This window comes from Paenibacillus sp. FSL K6-1122, assembly GCF_037977015.1.
In the GTDB taxonomy this organism is placed as follows: domain Bacteria; phylum Bacillota; class Bacilli; order Paenibacillales; family Paenibacillaceae; genus Paenibacillus; species Paenibacillus amylolyticus.
This window is the reverse complement of sequence record NZ_CP150272.1, coordinates 793753-811803: the sequence shown is the minus strand read 5'-3', so window position 1 is coordinate 811803 and position 18051 is coordinate 793753. Positions and strand designations below refer to the sequence as shown.

General features: G+C 46.9%; 14 protein-coding genes and 1 riboswitch. Of the genes, 6 read left to right on the top strand and 8 right to left on the bottom strand.

Features of this window, described 5'->3' with window-relative positions; translation table 11 throughout:
• Positions 1 to 621 precede the first annotated feature (621 nt).
• The 7 genes from NSQ20_RS03730 to NSQ20_RS03700 all read right to left on the bottom strand — a co-directional run bounded on the left by NSQ20_RS03730 (position 622) and on the right by NSQ20_RS03700 (position 11103).
• A complete protein-coding gene (locus NSQ20_RS03730) occupies positions 622 to 1998 on the bottom strand; it encodes an NCS2 family permease (RefSeq protein ID WP_047841443.1) in 1377 nt (458 codons plus the stop codon).
• Positions 1999 to 2169: 171 nt separating this feature from the next.
• Positions 2170 to 2269, bottom strand: a riboswitch (purine riboswitch).
• 403 nt (positions 2270 to 2672) lie between these two features.
• Positions 2673 to 2924 (bottom strand): hypothetical protein, encoded by a 252-nt coding sequence (locus NSQ20_RS03725; protein ID WP_036668198.1) that lies wholly within the window; start codon positions 2922 to 2924, stop codon positions 2673 to 2675.
• 245 nt (positions 2925 to 3169) lie between these two features.
• Complete coding sequence (gene guaA, locus NSQ20_RS03720; protein ID WP_036668199.1) at positions 3170 to 4708, bottom strand: glutamine-hydrolyzing GMP synthase; 1539 nt, start codon at positions 4706 to 4708, stop codon at positions 3170 to 3172.
• A gap of 389 nt (positions 4709 to 5097) precedes the next feature.
• Entirely contained in the window at positions 5098 to 7461 is a 2364-nt protein-coding gene (locus NSQ20_RS03715) for a transglutaminase domain-containing protein (RefSeq protein ID WP_340031842.1), read from the bottom strand.
• Positions 7448 to 8713, bottom strand: a complete 1266-nt coding sequence (locus NSQ20_RS03710; protein ID WP_076320368.1) for a DUF58 domain-containing protein — start codon at positions 8711 to 8713, stop codon at positions 7448 to 7450. Before NSQ20_RS03710 ends, NSQ20_RS03715 begins: the two co-directional genes overlap by 14 nt.
• Positions 8710 to 9699: a MoxR family ATPase gene (locus NSQ20_RS03705; protein ID WP_076320367.1), complete on the bottom strand. Its 990-nt coding sequence runs from the start codon at positions 9697 to 9699 to the stop codon at positions 8710 to 8712. The genes NSQ20_RS03710 and NSQ20_RS03705 overlap by 4 nt, the downstream gene beginning before the upstream one ends.
• Before the next feature lie 102 nt (positions 9700 to 9801).
• Positions 9802 to 11103 (bottom strand): polysaccharide deacetylase, encoded by a 1302-nt coding sequence (locus NSQ20_RS03700; protein ID WP_076320366.1) that lies wholly within the window; start codon positions 11101 to 11103, stop codon positions 9802 to 9804.
• A gap of 240 nt (positions 11104 to 11343) precedes the next feature.
• Here NSQ20_RS03700 and NSQ20_RS03695 point away from each other — a divergent pair, with 240 nt between their 5' ends.
• From NSQ20_RS03695 to NSQ20_RS03670, 6 genes are all read left to right on the top strand, one after another.
• Positions 11344 to 11991 carry a DedA family protein gene (locus NSQ20_RS03695; RefSeq protein WP_036614070.1) on the top strand — a complete coding sequence of 216 codons (648 nt, stop codon included), beginning with the start codon at positions 11344 to 11346 and terminating at the stop codon, positions 11989 to 11991.
• 133 nt (positions 11992 to 12124) lie between these two features.
• Entirely contained in the window at positions 12125 to 13639 is a 1515-nt protein-coding gene (locus tag NSQ20_RS03690) for a spore germination protein (protein WP_051449560.1), read from the top strand.
• A gap of 20 nt (positions 13640 to 13659) precedes the next feature.
• Positions 13660 to 14862 (top strand): Ger(x)C family spore germination protein, encoded by a 1203-nt coding sequence (locus NSQ20_RS03685; RefSeq protein WP_051447347.1) that lies wholly within the window; start codon positions 13660 to 13662, stop codon positions 14860 to 14862.
• A gap of 6 nt (positions 14863 to 14868) precedes the next feature.
• Positions 14869 to 15105: a hypothetical protein gene (locus tag NSQ20_RS03680; RefSeq protein WP_017690729.1), complete on the top strand. Its 237-nt coding sequence runs from the start codon at positions 14869 to 14871 to the stop codon at positions 15103 to 15105.
• Positions 15106 to 15123: 18 nt separating this feature from the next.
• Positions 15124 to 16248 carry an endospore germination permease gene (locus tag NSQ20_RS03675; RefSeq protein ID WP_076320365.1) on the top strand — a complete coding sequence of 375 codons (1125 nt, stop codon included), beginning with the start codon at positions 15124 to 15126 and terminating at the stop codon, positions 16246 to 16248.
• A 97-nt stretch (positions 16249 to 16345) separates the two neighbouring features.
• Positions 16346 to 17473 carry an endospore germination permease gene (locus tag NSQ20_RS03670; protein ID WP_076320364.1) on the top strand — a complete coding sequence of 376 codons (1128 nt, stop codon included), beginning with the start codon at positions 16346 to 16348 and terminating at the stop codon, positions 17471 to 17473.
• 91 nt (positions 17474 to 17564) lie between these two features.
• On the opposite strand, the gene bcp is transcribed toward NSQ20_RS03670, so the two are convergent.
• Positions 17565 to 18029, bottom strand: coding sequence for a thioredoxin-dependent thiol peroxidase (gene bcp / locus NSQ20_RS03665; RefSeq protein WP_036668208.1), 465 nt, complete (start codon positions 18027 to 18029; stop codon positions 17565 to 17567).
• Positions 18030 to 18051: the final 22 nt, after the last annotated feature.

Genomic DNA, 18051 nt, shown 5'->3' with positions numbered 1-18051 from the left:
TCAAACTTATTTCATTACCGAATGTCGTTCTCTTCAGCAACTCTTATATAATATCATGTCCGAACCAACTTTGCAAGCTCTTTTTTTAAGTTTCTTTCGAAGCTTATTTCAATCGCTTGCCGCACCGTTATCTCGTGTTTTTTTGGCCGGAAATAGAATATACCATGTACAGTTATGGAACGCAAGTCTTTTTTAGATAAACATTAAATTCTTATACAATGAGTACCCTGTAGACCTTTTAACAAGTATCTCCTTATAACCAGCTAAATGATACATCTGCGCACTAACTTTAATGATCGGAGTAATTAACTCACATACGCAAAAAGGTTTTTCATATGATTCCTAATCCAATTATAGAGAAATCAAGTTGTATACAGTATAGACTCATCGCGTTATAGAACTTATTAACCGATGATTTCATTGGATAAACAACCAACAGATCATAGAACATTATACTCATTCCTTCTATATAGAAGGAAAACATTTTTGAAATTCATTTTGCTCAAGAAAAGAATACAAAAAAAAAGCGAAAGCTCCGGGTCTAATCCCGTGGCTTCCGCTTCTTTCTCATATATAAGGTAACAAACTTATCTCCGTACCTTCATTAAAACTAATGTACGCTTACTCCCCGCCAATAAATACGTATCTGCAAACTACAATGAGCGCCAAGATCCACATAAGCCAGTGGATTTTCACTTTACGCTCTGTAACCAAGTTACTGAACACCGCCAGAATCACATAAGATACGATACCTGCGGAGATCCCGTTTGCGATTCCACCTGTGAAAGGCATCAATACAATGGTAAGGAATGCAGGGAAAGCTTGCAGGAAATCATCCCACTCAATGCTGCGCACTTGACTCATCATAAGCACACCCACGATGATCAATGCCGGAGCCGTCGCAGCGGATGGAACAACCAGCGCAAGCGGTGCGATAAACAGGGCCAAAATGAACAACAAACCTGTCGTTACCGAAGTCAGTCCTGTACGTCCACCTGCCTCAACACCTGAAGCACTTTCAACGTATGCCGTAATGGTACTTGTACCCAGTGCAGCACCTGCGCTGACACCAACTGCATCGACGAGCATCGCTTTACCGATCGTTTTCTCGCCTTTTTTCTTATCCTTCATAATCCCCATACGCGTTGCAGTACCTACCATCGTACCAAACGTGTCGAACAATTCAACGAAGGTAAAGATGAAGATGATCTCGAACAATCCGAGACTGATGGCACCTTTCAAATCCAGCTGTCCAACCGCCAGATCACTGAAGTTAGGCAACCAGCTTGCGCCTGAAAGACCACTCAGATTCGTAACTCCCATCGGAATACCAATCAGCGTTGTTGCTACGATCCCGATCAGCAGAGCGCCTTTGACGCGCATAACCATCAGAATAGCAATAAGGAGCAAACCAATCAGGGCCAGCAACGCATCGTGATGTGTTACAAAGTTGCCCAATGACAAGTTAAAACTGCTACCCGGAATCGGCTGACTCAGATCTGCGTCTGGTGCAACATTAACTGTTACAGCCACGAGATTAGCAAGTTTGAAACCAATAATGGTAATAAAGAGACCGATACCCACCGTAATGGCCATTTTGATTGACTGCGGAACTGCAACAAGCAGCATTTGACGAATCTTCGTCACGGTCAAAATAATGAACACAATACCGGAAAGGAATACCGCTCCGAGAGCTGCTTGCCAAGTAATCGCTCCATTCGAACTTAGAACGACAGTCATGAAGTACGCATTCAGCCCCATACCTGGTGCAAGTGCGATCGGAATATTCACGAACAATCCCATAATAATAGTCATTAATCCGGCGCCGACGGCTGTTGCAAAGAATACTGCATTATCCGACATCCCCGCACCGGCTTGTCCCAAGAACAACGTATTTACAAAAAGAATGTAAGCCATTGTCATAAACGTAGTGAGACCCGCAACAATCTCCGTTCTAACGTTTGTTCCGTTTTCTTTTAATTTAAAGAAACGATCCATAATTACTAACTCCCCCTTAGAGATGTTGAAGCCATATTGAAAAACGACAAATGACCCTGATGAAGATTCTTCACCCAGGGTTCAGCTGACAAGGAGTGGCATGATGCCTTTACTAAGAACAAAAAAAATTCTAATGTGCGTGATGTCCCCGCAATCATGTAGAATTCATGTGCTTAGCCTTCTCCTCTTCGTAGCCAGATCATTAGGGTGATCTCGTAGAGACTCCCGGGCCAATCCCCAGGATTATACGAATAAGTATGCGCTATTTGTTTGTTTCCCATCACTATTTTAGGAGGGCAGTATGTTTTTGTCAATGAGAAAAACGAATATTAATATCACCCTTTTATAATATCGTTCGTATTATTTAACAAATTGAACCAGTTCAGCGGTTTACAACCCAAATGAATACGCTTTTTTCGATGAGATCTCAATGGAATATGTCCATTCTTTCATGGCGAAAGTTCCGCAGGATAACATAAAAAAGCTAACCTGATCCAAAGGCGAGAAGCGCTCTAATCAGGTTAGCTTATATTTCTGATGCGTTTTAGCAATCAGGTGAATGATGATCAAGGAATAACGATATCTCGTATTCCGAAGACTTAAACTCATTAGGTATATGGAGCAACTTGCGACATACGCCGGAACTACTTTTTACCGGATCAGTCCTATGTTAATTAAATCTCTGTCTGCGGAGTATCCTGTATATCTTGTTGTTCCTGATTTGTGTTTGTTGTTGAGTCAGAGGATAACTCCTGGTTACTGGACTGATCGGAAGAAGCATCCGCTGCCTCTAAGTTCACAAATGGAAACTCCCCCGAACCGGAAGCCAGATCTTGCATTCCTGAACCGCATCCTGCAAGCATCACCATCAGAAACGCACTTCCAATGCCCATCTTCCATTTGCTCATATAGTCGGTTTTACGCATACATTCAATTCTCCTTTCAGTAGCCATATAGCTCTTAGTATGTACTTATTGTACAGGCCCGACCTGAAAGGATCATGAAGTCAACTTTAAAATGGGATTAATTTTGAAAGTTTATTACTTGTAAAAAAAGTAGCCCTACAAAAATTTGATCACAATATTCTTCTTAATAAAAAAACGCCCTTTTATTTGCGAAATACCGCAGATAAAAGAGCATTTTTTATAATCTATCGTTAAGAGTCTATACCCTATTCCCACTCGATTGTTGCAGGTGGTTTGGAAGTTACGTCATAGACGATACGGTTTACGTTATCAACTTCGTTAACGATCCGTACGGAGATTTTCTCCAGCACATCCCAAGGGATACGTGCCCAGTCCGCAGTCATACCGTCGATGGATGTTACAGCACGGATACCTACAGTGTAGGAATACGTACGCGCATCACCCATAACGCCAACACTCTTCATGTTAGGTAGGGCTGTGAAGTACTGCCAGATTTCGCGGTCGAGACCGGCTTTGGCAATCTCTTCACGCAGGATGTAGTCGGAATCACGAACGATGGTAAGTTTCTCTTCGGTAACCTCACCAAGAACACGGATCGCAAGACCCGGACCAGGGAACGGCTGACGGTGTACAATTTCGTCCGGCAAGCCACACTCGGTACCGACTTTACGTACTTCATCCTTGAACAACGTGCTCAGTGGCTCGATCAGTTTGAAGTTCATGTCCTCAGGCAGACCGCCCACGTTGTGGTGGGATTTGATGGTCTGTGCAGTCGCTGTACCACTTTCTACGATGTCCGTGTACAGTGTACCTTGTGCCAGGAATGCAAAGTCATCGAACTGCTTGGACTCTTCGTCAAATACGTAAATAAACTCGTTACCGATGATTTTACGTTTTTGTTCTGGATCATCCACGCCAGCCAGTTTGGACATAAAGCGCTCCTGAGCATCAATTTTAACAACTTTCATGTCGAATTTGCCGACAAACGTCTCCATTACACTTTCTGCTTCGCCTTTGCGCAGCAGACCGTGGTCGATAAACATACATGTCAGTTGATCACCAATGGCTTTGTGAAGCAATGCAGCTACAACGGAAGAATCTACACCGCCGCTAAGCGCACACAGTACTTTACTGTCGCCAACTTTTTCACGAATGTCTTTGATCGTGTCATCGATGAATGTCTCCATCGTCCAGTTGCCTTCGCAACCACAAACTTCGAACAGGAAGTTACGAATCATGTCGTTACCGCGAACAGAGTGACGTACTTCCGGATGGAACTGAACAGCATACAATTTACGCTCATCATCGCTCATGGCAGCGATTGGCGCACTTTCCGTACCTGCATCCAGTTTGAAACCTGGAGGAAGTGTAACCACGTGGTCACCGTGACTCATCCATACCGTATGTTCGCCTTCAATGCCTTTTGCCAATGTAGATCCAGCGGCAAACTCAAGATCTGCTTTACCGTACTCTCGCTTCTCGGAACGTTCTACTTTACCTTCGAGCTGCTGGGCCATAAGCTGCATTCCGTAGCAGATACCGAAGATTGGCAAGCCCAGGTCATAGACACCTGGGTCCACGTGTGGAGCATTCTCAGCGTATACGCTGGACGGACCACCCGAAAATACGATCCCTTTTGGTGCTATTTCTGCGATCTTTTCCGCCGGTGTATTATACGGCAAAAGCTCGCTGTATACGCCAAGATCCCGGATTCTTCTGGCGATTAACTGATTGTATTGACCCCCGAAGTCAAGGACAACTACAATTTCATTCTGTTTATTCATAACCGTGCCTCCCTCAATTCAATGAAACTAATTATACGCAACGACAAAACATACCGTCAAGGAAAGGCGAAACTCCTTTTTTCGACATCTCAAAACAGGATTACCAAATGCCTCTAAATATGAAATTTCGAACAGAAAAGCTTGGCAGCAAGATGCTGGTTCAAGTGTATGATCGTGGAAAGACGCCTCGTTCGCAGCGCAGCGCGAAAGGCGTCTTATGTATGGCATGCAGCGATGAACCAAACGTTGCGTTTAAAAACAGTGCGCCAGCAATGGCGATCTTCATCTGCCCGCAAGCTACCCACAAGTGGCCAAGCTCTATTGGAAAGCGATAGCGACTGTATGGCAGCTGCTTCGCATCTTTGGTGTAACGTTGTGACATCCTTGTGTTACAACGCCTGCAACCGCCGGGCCAAACGAAGTGCCCGGCGCAGGAAGTTCAGACTGTCCGCGCGCAGCGGACGGTCTGGACCGTACAGCAGCCGTTCCCAGTCGGCTGCAAACCGCGCGATGTCCGCGCCGTCCGCGCCTGTGGCCAAAGCCGGTGACGCTGCATATTCACGCAGCGTCATACCCGGCGGCCGCGGGCCGTACCGGCGCGCGAGCGCGGCCCAGACCGGAGCGGCGGCACGCAGCAGCCGCTCGCGGTCCGGAAAGCTGCTGCGCGGCCACGCCAGCAGCAGCCTTATCCGCAGCGCGGGGCGTAGCCGCCGCATGCGGACCAGAGCAGCGGCGCCCAGCAGGGCCGCTGCCACAAGGGCTGCCGCGAGCCATGGCTCCGCGGCAATGGCCCGTGCGCGGGCGAGCAACCATGCGCCCACATTAGCCAATCCGCCGCTCATATACGGCGGATTCTCCGCAACAGGCTGCGGCCCGGCAAGTGCTGCCACATCTTCGCCCGCGCCTTGCGCCATGGTGAAGCCTGGCGTGGCCTCAAACGGCATCCAGCCTGCACCCGGAAAATATACCTCTACCCAGGAATGTGCATCTCCCTGTGAAATCACATACTGACTGGGCACATCCGGGTCAGCAACTCCGGGGCCAAAACCTTTAACCCAGCGTGCGGGGATACCCTCTGCACGCAGCAACACAATCATAGCTGTAGAGAAATGATTGCAATACCCCTGCCGGGTGACGAATAGAAAATCATCCACAAAATCGGTTCCACGCGGTGGCATACGGGTATCCAACGTATACTCGGCATGAGCAGCCAGATAAGTCTTGACGGCCTGCACAGCGTCATACCGGGTCTCACTGCCTTGAATGATTTCCTTGGCAAGCGTCTTCACTCGACCAGGGAGTGATGCAGGCAATTGCAGATAATCCCTCCGAATGGCTGCCGGATCTTTCCCTTTATTCGTTTCCTCAAGAAGACGTAACTGTTCAGGTGTTGCGACAGGAACCATGACGTCTGCCGAATAATGTTTAACTATCTTATCGTTTCCGGAGCTCGCGAGCCACAATGTTGCCGAATCGCGATTAGACAGCAAAGAAAACATGTTTTCCTGATTATCCTTGTTCTTATCCTGGAACGTTACGTTGACCGGTGTGCCTCCGGTAAAGAGTGGATTTGGTCCTTTCCACTCTCGCTGCATCGTGACAGTTTGGCGAATGCGACTCCAATAGGTTGGATTCTCCCAACCATCAGCACGCAGCATTCCGGATGGACTTGCCGTTTCGAAGCTTTGACCCGGATCACTCCAAGTACTACCGTTATAATATGAACGGGTCTCCCCTCGCCAATACGTCACTTTTGGACTTTTTGCTATAAAAAAGATGGAGTTCCCCTGCACCAACGGTGCTCCCATAGGCGCGTCCGCTGTGCTATATCCCGTGACTGCCGTTGCAGCAGGGATACTACTGTGCTGTGTATAACCTGCCCAGCGAGCTATGCGTTCACCCATCTGTTCCAGAGATATGCGTTCAGGTTGAGGAATGGAAGCAAACTGGCCAGGTAACGCGGAGAGAAGTACCATACCTGCAGAAGCAACGATAGTTACTGCACTCCAACGGCCATAGGGGCTGCCGCGATAACTCGGAGTCGTGACTCCTCCATTGAGACGTAGTAGCTGAAGCAGAGCCTGAATAAGAAAAGTCCATAGGACAGACCGTATTACGGAAGCATACACATCCAGCCCCGCAAAGGATTCAAGCAAAAGCAAATAGAGCAGCGTTGCACTGCCAAACAGCATCACGCTTCGACGTAACAATACGAGGGATTGCACAGAAGCCATGAGCATACTCCAGCCGCACATCATGAACAAACCTCTCGTTTCTGTACTAATCGAGTGGAATCGCCAGTTATTTATAAACGTGTCCATATCCGCTGAAAGTATCCCAGGGTATGCAACGGCCCAACGGACAGGATCACTTCCTCCGTACATCAGACATAGCGCAGTGAGTGCAATGAATAATCGGATCAGTACTCCGGTGATCCATCCTGTACGAATTAACCCCGCGAGCAACAATGCTCCCGTTAATCCCGCCATTACGGACAAGAACCGTTCACTGCCCTGCTGATCTGTTGATGTAACAGGATATATCCACTCCAGAGACAGTATAAGTAAAATGGCCGAAATAAAAATTTTGTACAGGACAGGTACGCTAACATATCCCTCATCCTTTATGTCCGTCACAGAATTCTGGTTCACAGTTTTATATACAGAATAGGCCGATTCTATTCTCGTACGGTCCATTGACTCTAAGCCGACCACAGTGGAATTTGGTTGCTGGTTACCATTACGCTCCCACATCCGTTACCTCCACCTTTCCCAATGAAGATAACGCAACGTCTGTAACCGCATGGATCGGCACCCCGCTGTGACGAATCCGCTCCAAGCTTAAGCTGTCATATCCCAATCCATTCATCAATCTATCCGTTGATCCTAATTGGTCCTGGTTCGCTTCAGTCAATTGCACCTCTACACGATAACCCGACCCGATTGCAGTTATGATCCATTCGGCCAGAACCTGATCCATCTTACCTGTGAGAACCACAATTCGCGACCCACTCGTCAGTCCATCCAGCATCTCCGTTCGAAGCGAAATAGAGCCTGATTGTGCTTTGGATATTCGTGCCCCCGCTAACTTGTCCAGTCCATGATTCTCATCATCTGCATGAAACGGCCCATGTTGCCATTGATCTTGTGCAGCATAGCTCTTATCGCCGCCTTCCATCCACAGATGATAAGGAATGTCATCCCGCTCAGCGGTATGAATCCAGCGGGCAGCTGCACGAACCACTCGTTCAAAAGCAGGTGCATCCATGTTCTCCCGTTGTTTTACGTCATAACCCGACGCGCCTTCATACACAAGGATGCCGAGCGAGGCCAGATCCGTGGTATCAGGCAGAAAGGTCTGAAGTTTTCCCGTTTTAGCTGTACTTTTCCAATGAACTCGTCCCAGTGGGTCACCCTGCTGATATTCACGGAACTCAGGACTACGGTTACCCTGGCTATTTCTTCGCTCTGACAAAGTCCCTTCGATCATCGCTGTGAATTCTACCGAATCACCCTTCCCCCAAGCCGTTGCTTGAGGAACAACAATCAGGGGTGTACCTCCTGCGGTCTCTGCCGAGAGGGTATTCCAGCCAAACATATCACCCCAATACAATCTGCCCGTATCCCATCTGTAGACTCCTCTGCGTAACCCGGAACATTCATATTGATAGGAAAATTGTCGCCGTGTTCCCGGGAAAATCAATTTGCGATGAACACCTGCAGGTGTGTTCTCACACAGAACGATCCATAACAATGGAATACGGCAATTGAATTCCAGTTCGACCAGAACCCGTACCTGCTCGCCTGCCTCAATCCGGTTCGTGTGTATTTTCCGACGGATGTGAATACGCCGTGGTCCGAACCAATGGAAAAACAGACCTCCTGTGAACATCAAGAAAGCTATAACGGATAGAAACAACGCCGCTTTGCCCCCATGCCACTGATACAAGGAAGCAAAAGCCACCACCAAGACAGCACTCACAATCCGTTGTCCCAGCGCAGTCATTGCCTCCGTCCCCTTCCCTGTGATGCCATCTGTACAGGTACCGGGACCGATGACAATGCTTCTTCAATGACCTGTACTTGCCCCCAAACCTCCGCTCTGTTCTGGGCCTTCAATTGAATACGGTGGGAAAGGACAGGCACCGCTACCTCTTTCACATCATCCGGAATGACATAACTGCGCCCTTGAAGATAGGCAAATGACTGCGCCGCAGCCATCCAGGCCAGTGTTCCACGCGGACTGATGCCCAGTCTGACCGCCGGAAGGCTGCGAGAGGCTACAGCAACAGCCACCAGATACTGTTTAACGACCGGATCAACATGTACCTGTTTGACTTCACGCTGCATGGCTACGACCTCTTCAGCAAGCAGGACAGGGCGAAGTTCATCAATCGCTTCTCTACCTTGCATGCGGGTTAACAATTCCAATTCCTGTTCCGGATCGGGATACCCCAGTCCAATTCTCATGATAAATCGATCCAGCTGCGCTTCAGGCAGACGGTACGTACCTTCGAACTGTAACGGGTTCTGTGTCGCCAGCAGAAAGAACGGGCGTGGCAAGGCATAGGTTGTGCCATCAACCGTAATACGTCGTTCCTCCATTGCCTCCAGCAGGGCAGACTGAGTGCGTGGTGAAGCGCGATTTATTTCATCAGCCAGGACAACGTTGGACATGACGGGTCCGGGCCGAAACTTGAATTCAGCTGTATGTGGATGATAGATTGAAGTGCCCGTAACATCTGCCGGCATGACATCGGACGTGAATTGAATCCGGCCCATGGAGCAGTCCAGTGCAGAAGCAACGGCACGAACCAGCATCGTTTTCCCGGTACCCGGCACATCTTCCAGAAGTACATGACCTCCACTGAGCATTGCGGTAAGGACATAACGAATCTCTGTTTTTTTGCCAATAATCACACTCTCAACACGCTTCATGACCCTGTTTAACAATTCAACAGCATGTTCATGTTCCATTCGGATATAAGACATTTCTCTGATCTCCTTCCGTTCATCAGCATTCCTGAACCATAGTAATCTATGATTCAGTGTTGCCCGGAAGTAGAGAGAATAGTCCTGCAAGAATGACTTTCTTCAGATCATTTTATACATAAATATGTTGTTCATTGCCGAAATGGATCTGGAAGTGCCCGCCTTTACCGTCCACTCTGCTTCATTACTGGTTAAGGAATTCACCCTCAACCCCATCTGCTCCAGTAGCTCACGTAACGGAACCCAGATGGTTCCACCTTGACTCTGTACTGCTCCCGTTTCAATTGCCCCGGTTGTAGTCAGTGTTCCACTCACACTGTCTGCATGAATCGTTCTTTCCTTCCATACTGCTATGGCCGTCCTTGTTTCAGAGTCCCAGCGAGTGCTGCCCCCGAATTTTTTCATGAAAGTACGCAATGGCACCATGATTCGCTGCCCCTCCATGCGGAACTCGCCCGGTTGCAAGGTAGCTGCAACCAATCCCACCTCTACCTTCAACTTCTTGCTTGCAAGCCATAACGTCGCGTTCGCTTCTACATGCTCTGCGATCCAGGCCTTTCCTGGCGCCTTGCGGGCCTTATACTTACCATCTGGATGTACACGGAATTGAACTGGTTGATCCGTACTCTTTATGGTGTCAAAACGATATCCATGATCACGATAATATTTGATAATACCCGGAAGTGCTTTTACCGTTTCAGCATGTGCACCACCGTCATGCATCAGGACAATGACGGAACGTGCTCCCGCAGGTACTTTGGTGGAATTGCTGAGGATCTCTTTGGCCGGAACACCTCTACGCTTGGAATCTCCACTGTCGACGTTCCAGTCCATGACGGTGTATCCACCCAGTTGGAGCAAATCAAAATAACTCTGGTCAAAATGCCCGTAGGTACCGCCTGGTGCTCGCACCAGATTCGGACGGAAACCGGTTATACGCTCCAGCACTTCCTCTGTCTGCTTAATCTGTTTCCAGAACACTTTAAAATCACTGTACAGCTGTTCGTATTGATGATTAAACGTATGATTGCCCAAAGCATGTCCATCCTCCACAAGCCCACGGATTAACTCCGGATACCGCTCTGCCTGCTCACCCAGCACAAAAAATGTAGCCAAAACCTTCTCCTTACGCAAAATATCCAATACTTCACGGGTATGGTTACCCGGTCCATCGTCAAAACTCAGATAAACTACCTTGTCTTGAGTATTCTTATCTTCCGGGATTGGATCACCTGAGCCGGAAGCAGAAGATGCATAAGCCGTGCCTGCATATACAGCAAATGCACATAACAATATCGCAATACGCATGAGAATGACAGACCACTGTCCAGCTAAAAACATATGTATGGTTGTTGCAGAGTTTCCCCCTAATTTCTTGATTCTGAATTCCGGTCTCTGTACCATTTACGAATCGACCTCCACCGTCTCTAGTAATTTGCTGATAGACTTCAGCAGATTTGTTAGAATTATATGGAGGCTACATTGAAAAAAGACGTGATTTTGTTTAATATTTTTTCACAATTTGCTATGTAGCCTGATTGATTCTTCGCTTCAGATTAGGTAGCATAATGAACAGGCAGAACACATTAAAACACCTTGGAGAGTATTCATGCTCCCACCCCGTATTCAGGAGAGTGAAATCTATTGGAATTGCTTGAGAAGATCCAACATCTGTTTGGGTCCTACGGATACAGCGTTTTGTTTTTTGGCTTGTTGCTTGAATTCATCGCACTTCCCTTTCCTGGTGAAACAACGATGGCTTACGCAGGGTTTCTCTCCTACAAGGGGCATCTGGACTTCGGAATCCTCACCATACTGGCTTTTCTGGGAACAACGATTGGCATGACCATCACTTATTTTATTGGAGCCAAAGCAGGACTGCCCTTTATAACACGATACGGAAAATGGTTTCTGATGAAGCAGGACAAGCTCGATAAAACGCAAAAGTGGTTTGCCAAGTATGGTAATGCCTTAATCTTCATCGGTTATTTCATTCCGGGTGTAAGGCATTTCACCGGGTATTTCGCGGGCATAGCCGCTGTTCCCTTTCGCAAATTCGCTCTCTACGCCTATTCAGGCGCACTGTTCTGGGTTGTATTGTTTCTGGGCATTGGCAAAATATTTGGCCCTCAGTGGAACGCCGTATTCCATCTGGCTCATCAATATGCAGCATATATCGTGGGAGGAATCGGCCTATTGCTCATCGTAGCCGTGTTCTATCGTTACCGCAAAGCATGGGCAGCAAGATCCACCGTATCCAAGCCAGCCCCTGTTCGACAAAGACAAAAGTAAATTCGGACAAAAGTCCATCTATAATAAGCAGGCAAGGAGTTGCGAATAATCGCAGCTCCTTTTTTTTGTGATAATCCGAATTCATCCAGGTCATACTAACTTGAAAATATAGGGTGTATAGTGAGGTGAAGGCATGAGTGAATCGTCGCTGGAACGCCAAGATCAGAGGCAAATCTCTCCGGATCTAAGCGAAAATATGGAATACTGCAAGGAAGTGATGGGGAACAGCAACGACTTGATGATGCGCCCTCTCCAGTGTTTACATAAATGGCCTGCAGTCATGTTGTACATTGATGGATTAGTGGATGTGCAGATCCTGAATCACTCCATTATGGAATCATTATTGCAAAAGCGTGATCTCCCTGAATTCTCTGCAGACGATGAACATCTCAGCTACCTCCAGAATGATATCTTGATCGCCAGTGATGTATTGCTGGTCGATGATATGGATGAAGTAATGAATGCACTTCTTTCGGGATCAGCTATCTTACTGCTTGAAGGATCTGTACGAGGATTGAAGATTGGTGCAGCAGGCTGGGAAGATCGATCCGTTGGAGAACCTGTCTCCCAAACCGTCGTTAGGGGGCCTATGGAAGGCTTCAACGAAAACCTGCGTACCAACACATCATTGATCCGCAAACGAATCCGTAATCCTCATCTTTGGATCGAAGAAAGAGAAATAGGTCAGGTTACCAAAACCCGAGTGGCTGTGCTCTATCTGGAACATATCGTGGATCAGGAGATTGTAAAAGAACTGCGTCGAAGACTCGATGAGATCGATATCGACAGTATCCTTGAGAGTGGATATATCGAGGAACTTGTACAAGACGAAACCAGAACTTTATTCCCCACGGTTTACAATAGTGAACGTCCAGATACGGTTTGTGCTGCTTTGCTTGAGGGTAGAGTAGCCATCATCGTGGACGGTACGCCTTTTGTGCTGCTGGTTCCCGCCTTGTTCGTGCATTTCTTCCAATCGCCGGAGGATTACTATCAACGGGCCGATATCAGCACATTGATTCGCTTGATTCGTTATCTGTCCTTTTTTATCGCTTTACTAGCTCCATCCTTCTATATTGCCATTTCCACCTTTCACCAGGAAATGCTGCCGACCAACCTGCTCATCAGTCTGGCAGCCCAGCGTGAAGGCGTTCCTTTCCCCGCCTTCATTGAAGCCATACTGATGGAACTGACCTATGAAATTTTGCGAGAAGCAGGTATACGTATTCCGAAAACGGTCGGTCAGGCCGTTTCCATTGTCGGAACACTGGTCATTGGCCAAGCCGCCGTAGATGCAGGAGTTGTCTCCGCAGCAATGGTTATTATCGTTTCCATAACGGCCATATCCAGTTATGTCATTCCAGAGAATGGACTGTCTATCTCTGTCCGAATTTTGCGATTTGTATTGATGATACTCGCGGCAGCTTTTGGATTCTACGGTATTCTAATTGTTCTGCTCATTACGGTTACACACCTGTGCAGCTTGCGTTCTTTTGGCGTACCATATATGTCCCCCTTTGCACCTCTAATTCAGAAAGATCTGAAGGATACGCTGTTTCGTGTGCCCTGGTCCCGTATGAAAACACGGCCACTCTCTACGGGTACACCGAACAAAACCAGACAAACCACAAAAAAAACGAAGCGTTAATTCGGTAAGGAGAACAACGTATGAACAAGTGCTTCCGATTAATTGTATGCATTGCATTCCTACTCCCTCTCCTTACCGGATGCTGGGATCGCCAGGAGCTGAATGAACTTGGCATTATGCTGGGTCTTGGTGTAGACAAGGATGGCGATTTGATTAAAGTGAGCGCTCAGGTCGTTGTGCCAAATGAAGTTTCCTCCAAGTCAGGGGGAGGCAATGGCACTCCTGTCACGCTGTACGAAGCGTCGGCGCCCACGCTGTTTGAAGCAATTCAAAAGCTGACCGAGACAAGCCCACGCCGTATATTCATGGCACATATCCGTGTACTGGTGTTCAGTGAAGAATATGCCCGTAAAGAGGGCATCTACGATGTTATGGAAGCATTAATGCGAGAACCTACTGTCCGGCCCGATTATTACGTCATGGTTGCTCGAAATACTACAGCTTCCAAGGTATTGGACACACTTACTCCATTAGAGAATTTACCTGCAGAGAAGTTATTTAATTCTCTGGACGTGTCTGCCAAGACCTGGTCTCCTACAACGACTGTAACCGGTGATCAGTTGATGGAATATATGCTTACTTCCGGAATACAACCCGTAATCACTGGTGTAGAGATTTTTGGCAATTCAGAGAGAAGCGGAAGCAAAGACAATATTGCGACGATTAAGTCCAAAGCTCGTCTAGTTTCAACAGGATTGAGTGTATTCAAAAAAGACAAACTGATTGGCTGGTTAACGGAAGATGAATCCAAAGGGTACAACTATATCCGCGACAATGTCGTATCTACCATAGGTCACCTGCCTTGCCGAAAAGGAGGAAATGTGACTTTTAAAACCCTTCGCACCAAGACTCAACGAAAAGCAAAGGTCATTGATGACCAACCTGTGATCCACATCAAAATTAAAAATGTATCTTCCATTGGTGCAGTAGAGTGTGGAATCAAAATTGGTTCGATGAAAACACTCAAAGAGTTGGAAAAGGACAGTGAGGAGCGATTGATAGAACTGATGGAAAAATCCGTGAATTCAGTGCGGCGAAAGTTCCATATTGACATTTTTGGATTCGGTCAGGAAGTTTATCATGCCGATCCTAAATTTTTCAAGAAAATTGAAAAGGATTGGGATCAATATTTTGAGAATCTGGATGTTAAATATGAAGCCAATGCACAGATCAAACGTGTAGGTACACTGGATGATTCATTCAAGGAGGATTTGAAGGAGTGAGACCGGATGTTAATTACAATTACTGTCATTGTCATAGGAGGCCTTGTAGGCTTGGTTGATCTTCCAGGTCTCATCCGTCGCAAGGAATGGAGGGAAACAGCAGTGTACAGCGGAATGCTCGTCATAGCCACAGGGTTCAGTGTGATTGCAGCCAACCTGTGGGATTTCCCCAGTCCACTCTATATCATCATGTGGATCTATGAACCTGTTAATCAATTCCTGGCACATCTGACGGGAACCTAGAAAAAGGAGAGGACCATTATGCTGGAACAGGGGCGCCTTGGAACAAGACAATTGACCACGCTCATCTTTATGATGGTGGTCGGGGATATGATGCTGATCTACCCCTCGGTCATCACGTCCTATGCCAAACAAGACTCCTGGATTTGCGCTTTTATAGGCGTTCCTCTGGGGATGGCACTGATGGCCATGTTCCTGAAGCTATGTAGCATGCACCCAGAAAAAAATCTGGTGCAGATGGCACGAAGCATTCTAGGGTTCTGGCCAGGTACTTTCTTTTCCTGCTTCTACCTGTTCTTTTTCATTATTGGCGCTTCCACACATACGAGAGAAGTCGGCGATTTCATGACCACTCAAATCTTCCCGTACACTCCCCTTCGCATCATCATTCTGATGTTCGTCATCGTGATCGCCTGGGGAGTGTCTCATGGATTAGAGGCGATGGGGCGAAGTAGTGAACTACTGATGCCCGTCGTTATTGTGTTTATTGTCGTTCTTGCAGTCTGCCTGCTTCCTCAGATTGATATCAGAAATTTGAAGCCAGTAAGTGATACGGGTGTTGTCTCTATCTCGCAAGGCATTCTGGTAAGCATTATATATCCAATCGGTGAAGTCGTTCCTATCATGATGATACTGCCCTATGTTGCCAAGCAGGCTCATCGAACACGGGACGTAATTATTGCAGCTGGCCTAGGTAGTTTGGTATTGGCAACACTCGTTACCATATCGTTGCTGGTCTTGGGTGCCTTTCTTACGCAACATAACATATATGCTTCGTTTATTTTGTCCCAGAAAATCAGTATTGGGAACTTTTTTGAACGTATTGAAGCCATTATGGCCTCTTCCTGGCTGATCTCTACGTACTTCAAAGCGATGATATACTTATACGCCTTTATTGTTGGTTGTGCGGAACTGTTCAAGCTTAAGCAGTATCAGATACTGGTACTCCCTGCGTCCATACTTGTGTTCGGATTAGCCAATCTGATCTCACCAAGCATTACTTTTATCGTGATCACCATTGTTCCATATTGGGTAGATTGGGATACTACACTGGGGATCATTCTGCCGGGTTGTCTCCTGCTGATACAATTGCTCAAGTCTTACAGAACATCATCGGTTACTCCAAACAATTCCTCACAGGAATGAGTGCTTTTTTTGAGGGAAGGAGCCTGGTTTAGATGGAAAAATGGAGTTCATCCATGAAAGTCATCCATGCTGAATATAGAGAAGGAGAACGGTGTCTATGTTAATTAAGGAGAAAATCACCATTAGGCAATTTGCAGTCCTTACCTTTCTCGTCATGATTGGGGACATGATTCTACTCTACCCCTCCGTGGTTACTGCTTCGGGTCAACAGGATGCGTGGATCTGTTCTCTTATCGGTCAACCGATCGGCATGCTCATCATGTGGGTGCTATACAAACTTCATCAGACGCATCCTGATCTTTCTCTTATTGAAATCTGCCAAAAAATACTTGGCCGGTGGGCAGGGTCTGTTTTAGCAGCTGCATATCTATTTTATTTCGCCATAGGCGCTGTCATATGTATCCGTGAAGTCGGTGACTTTATGACCACACAGATCTACCTTCAGACCCCCATCCGAGTCATTCTAATTATCCTTATGTGCGCTCTGGTCTGGGGGCTTATGCATGGCTTGCATACAATAGGAGGAAGCAGTGAAATGCTGACCCCAATCGTTGTTGCATTTATGATTCTATTATTTATGGGGCTGATGCCCAAAGTAGATAGTTCAAATCTACAGCCTTACTTGAACACCCCTTGGCTTCATCTGATGCAGTCTATCATTAGAGGAGCATTCACTTCCTTTGGTGAACTCATCGTGATCACCATGGTTCTTCCTTATGTGATGTCCGGGCCTCACATCAAACGTGACATGTTACTCGCTACTTTATGTGGAGGGCTGTTACTAACCACATTGTTGGTCATTTCACTGATGATATTTGGCCCCTTTCTGACCCAGCATGACATCTACATCTCCTATACCCTGTCCCAGAAAATTAATATCGGGAATTTTTTCGAGCGAATTGAGGCGTTCATGGCAACCGCTTGGTTAATTGCTACCTATTTCAAGAGTCTGCTGTATATGTTCTCCTTTGTCGTTGGAACAGCTCAGCTATTTCGGTTAAAGACATATAAACCTCTCATCCTGCCATCAGCGATGTTATTATTCGCGTTAGCTGTACTGATTTCTCCCAATGTCATTTTCTACACCAATACGATCATGCCCGCTTGGGTGGATTGGGATATCACGGTAAGCTTTATTATTCCGCTATTCCTACTGCTTGTGCACCGGCTTCGTTCGGGCAAGAGCAAGAACAATTCAACCAATCATAAACGATTGCCCACCTAAAAAGGCTGTGTTCACGGTAAATTCCGCGAAGCACAGCCTTTAATGATGAAACGGTTAAGATGTATTTATTCACACATGTCTAGTTCATTAATTACAATGTCTTCAAAGCCTCAAGCGCAGCCTCGATATGTCCTTTGACCCGAACTTTGGACCAGTCCTTGATCAATTTCCCCTCTTCATCAATCAGAAAAGTGGAGCGAACCATACCCATGTACTCCTTGCCATACATTTTCTTCAGCTGCCATACACCGTATTGCTCGGCTACAACGTGCTCTTCATCCGACAACAAGGTGAAAGGCAGTCCATATTTGGCGATAAACTTGTCATGTTGTTTCATCGGATCGGTGCTGATTCCGAGAATGACCGTGTTCAGCCCTTCAAATTCAGCATGTCGATCCCGGAAATCACAAGCTTGTTGCGTACAGGACGAGGTCATATCCTTGGGGTAAAAATAAAGCAGTACCCGCTGTCCGCGGTAATCCGAAAGCTTTACTGATTCTCCCGTACTGGACGGAAGCTCAAAATCCGGTGCCAATTCGCCTACATTTAACGTCATGTCAGTTCCTCCCTAATCTCCC

Bases quoted from the DNA above. Each gene is read 5' to 3' on its own strand.
- NSQ20_RS03725 (WP_036668198.1), bottom strand. From the start codon at position 2,924: ATGCGTAAAACCGACTATATGAGCAAATGGAAGATGGGCATTGGAAGT.
- guaA (WP_036668199.1), bottom strand. From the start codon at position 4,708: ATGAATAAACAGAATGAAATTGTAGTTGTCCTTGACTTCGGGGGTCAA.
- NSQ20_RS03675 (WP_076320365.1), top strand. From the start codon at position 15,124: ATGCTGGAACAGGGGCGCCTTGGAACAAGACAATTGACCACGCTCATC.
- NSQ20_RS03685 (WP_051447347.1), top strand. From the start codon at position 13,660: ATGAACAAGTGCTTCCGATTAATTGTATGCATTGCATTCCTACTCCCT.
- NSQ20_RS03670 (WP_076320364.1), top strand. From the start codon at position 16,346: ATGTTAATTAAGGAGAAAATCACCATTAGGCAATTTGCAGTCCTTACC.
- NSQ20_RS03700 (WP_076320366.1), bottom strand. From the start codon at position 11,103: ATGGTACAGAGACCGGAATTCAGAATCAAGAAATTAGGGGGAAACTCT.
- NSQ20_RS03730 (WP_047841443.1), bottom strand. From the start codon at position 1,998: ATGGATCGTTTCTTTAAATTAAAAGAAAACGGAACAAACGTTAGAACG.
- NSQ20_RS03710 (WP_076320368.1), bottom strand. From the start codon at position 8,713: ATGACTGCGCTGGGACAACGGATTGTGAGTGCTGTCTTGGTGGTGGCT.
- NSQ20_RS03705 (WP_076320367.1), bottom strand. From the start codon at position 9,699: ATGTCTTATATCCGAATGGAACATGAACATGCTGTTGAATTGTTAAAC.
- NSQ20_RS03680 (WP_017690729.1), top strand. From the start codon at position 14,869: ATGTTAATTACAATTACTGTCATTGTCATAGGAGGCCTTGTAGGCTTG.
- NSQ20_RS03690 (WP_051449560.1), top strand. From the start codon at position 12,125: ATGAGTGAATCGTCGCTGGAACGCCAAGATCAGAGGCAAATCTCTCCG.
- bcp (WP_036668208.1), bottom strand. From the start codon at position 18,029: ATGACGTTAAATGTAGGCGAATTGGCACCGGATTTTGAGCTTCCGTCC.
- NSQ20_RS03715 (WP_340031842.1), bottom strand. From the start codon at position 7,461: ATGTGGGAGCGTAATGGTAACCAGCAACCAAATTCCACTGTGGTCGGC.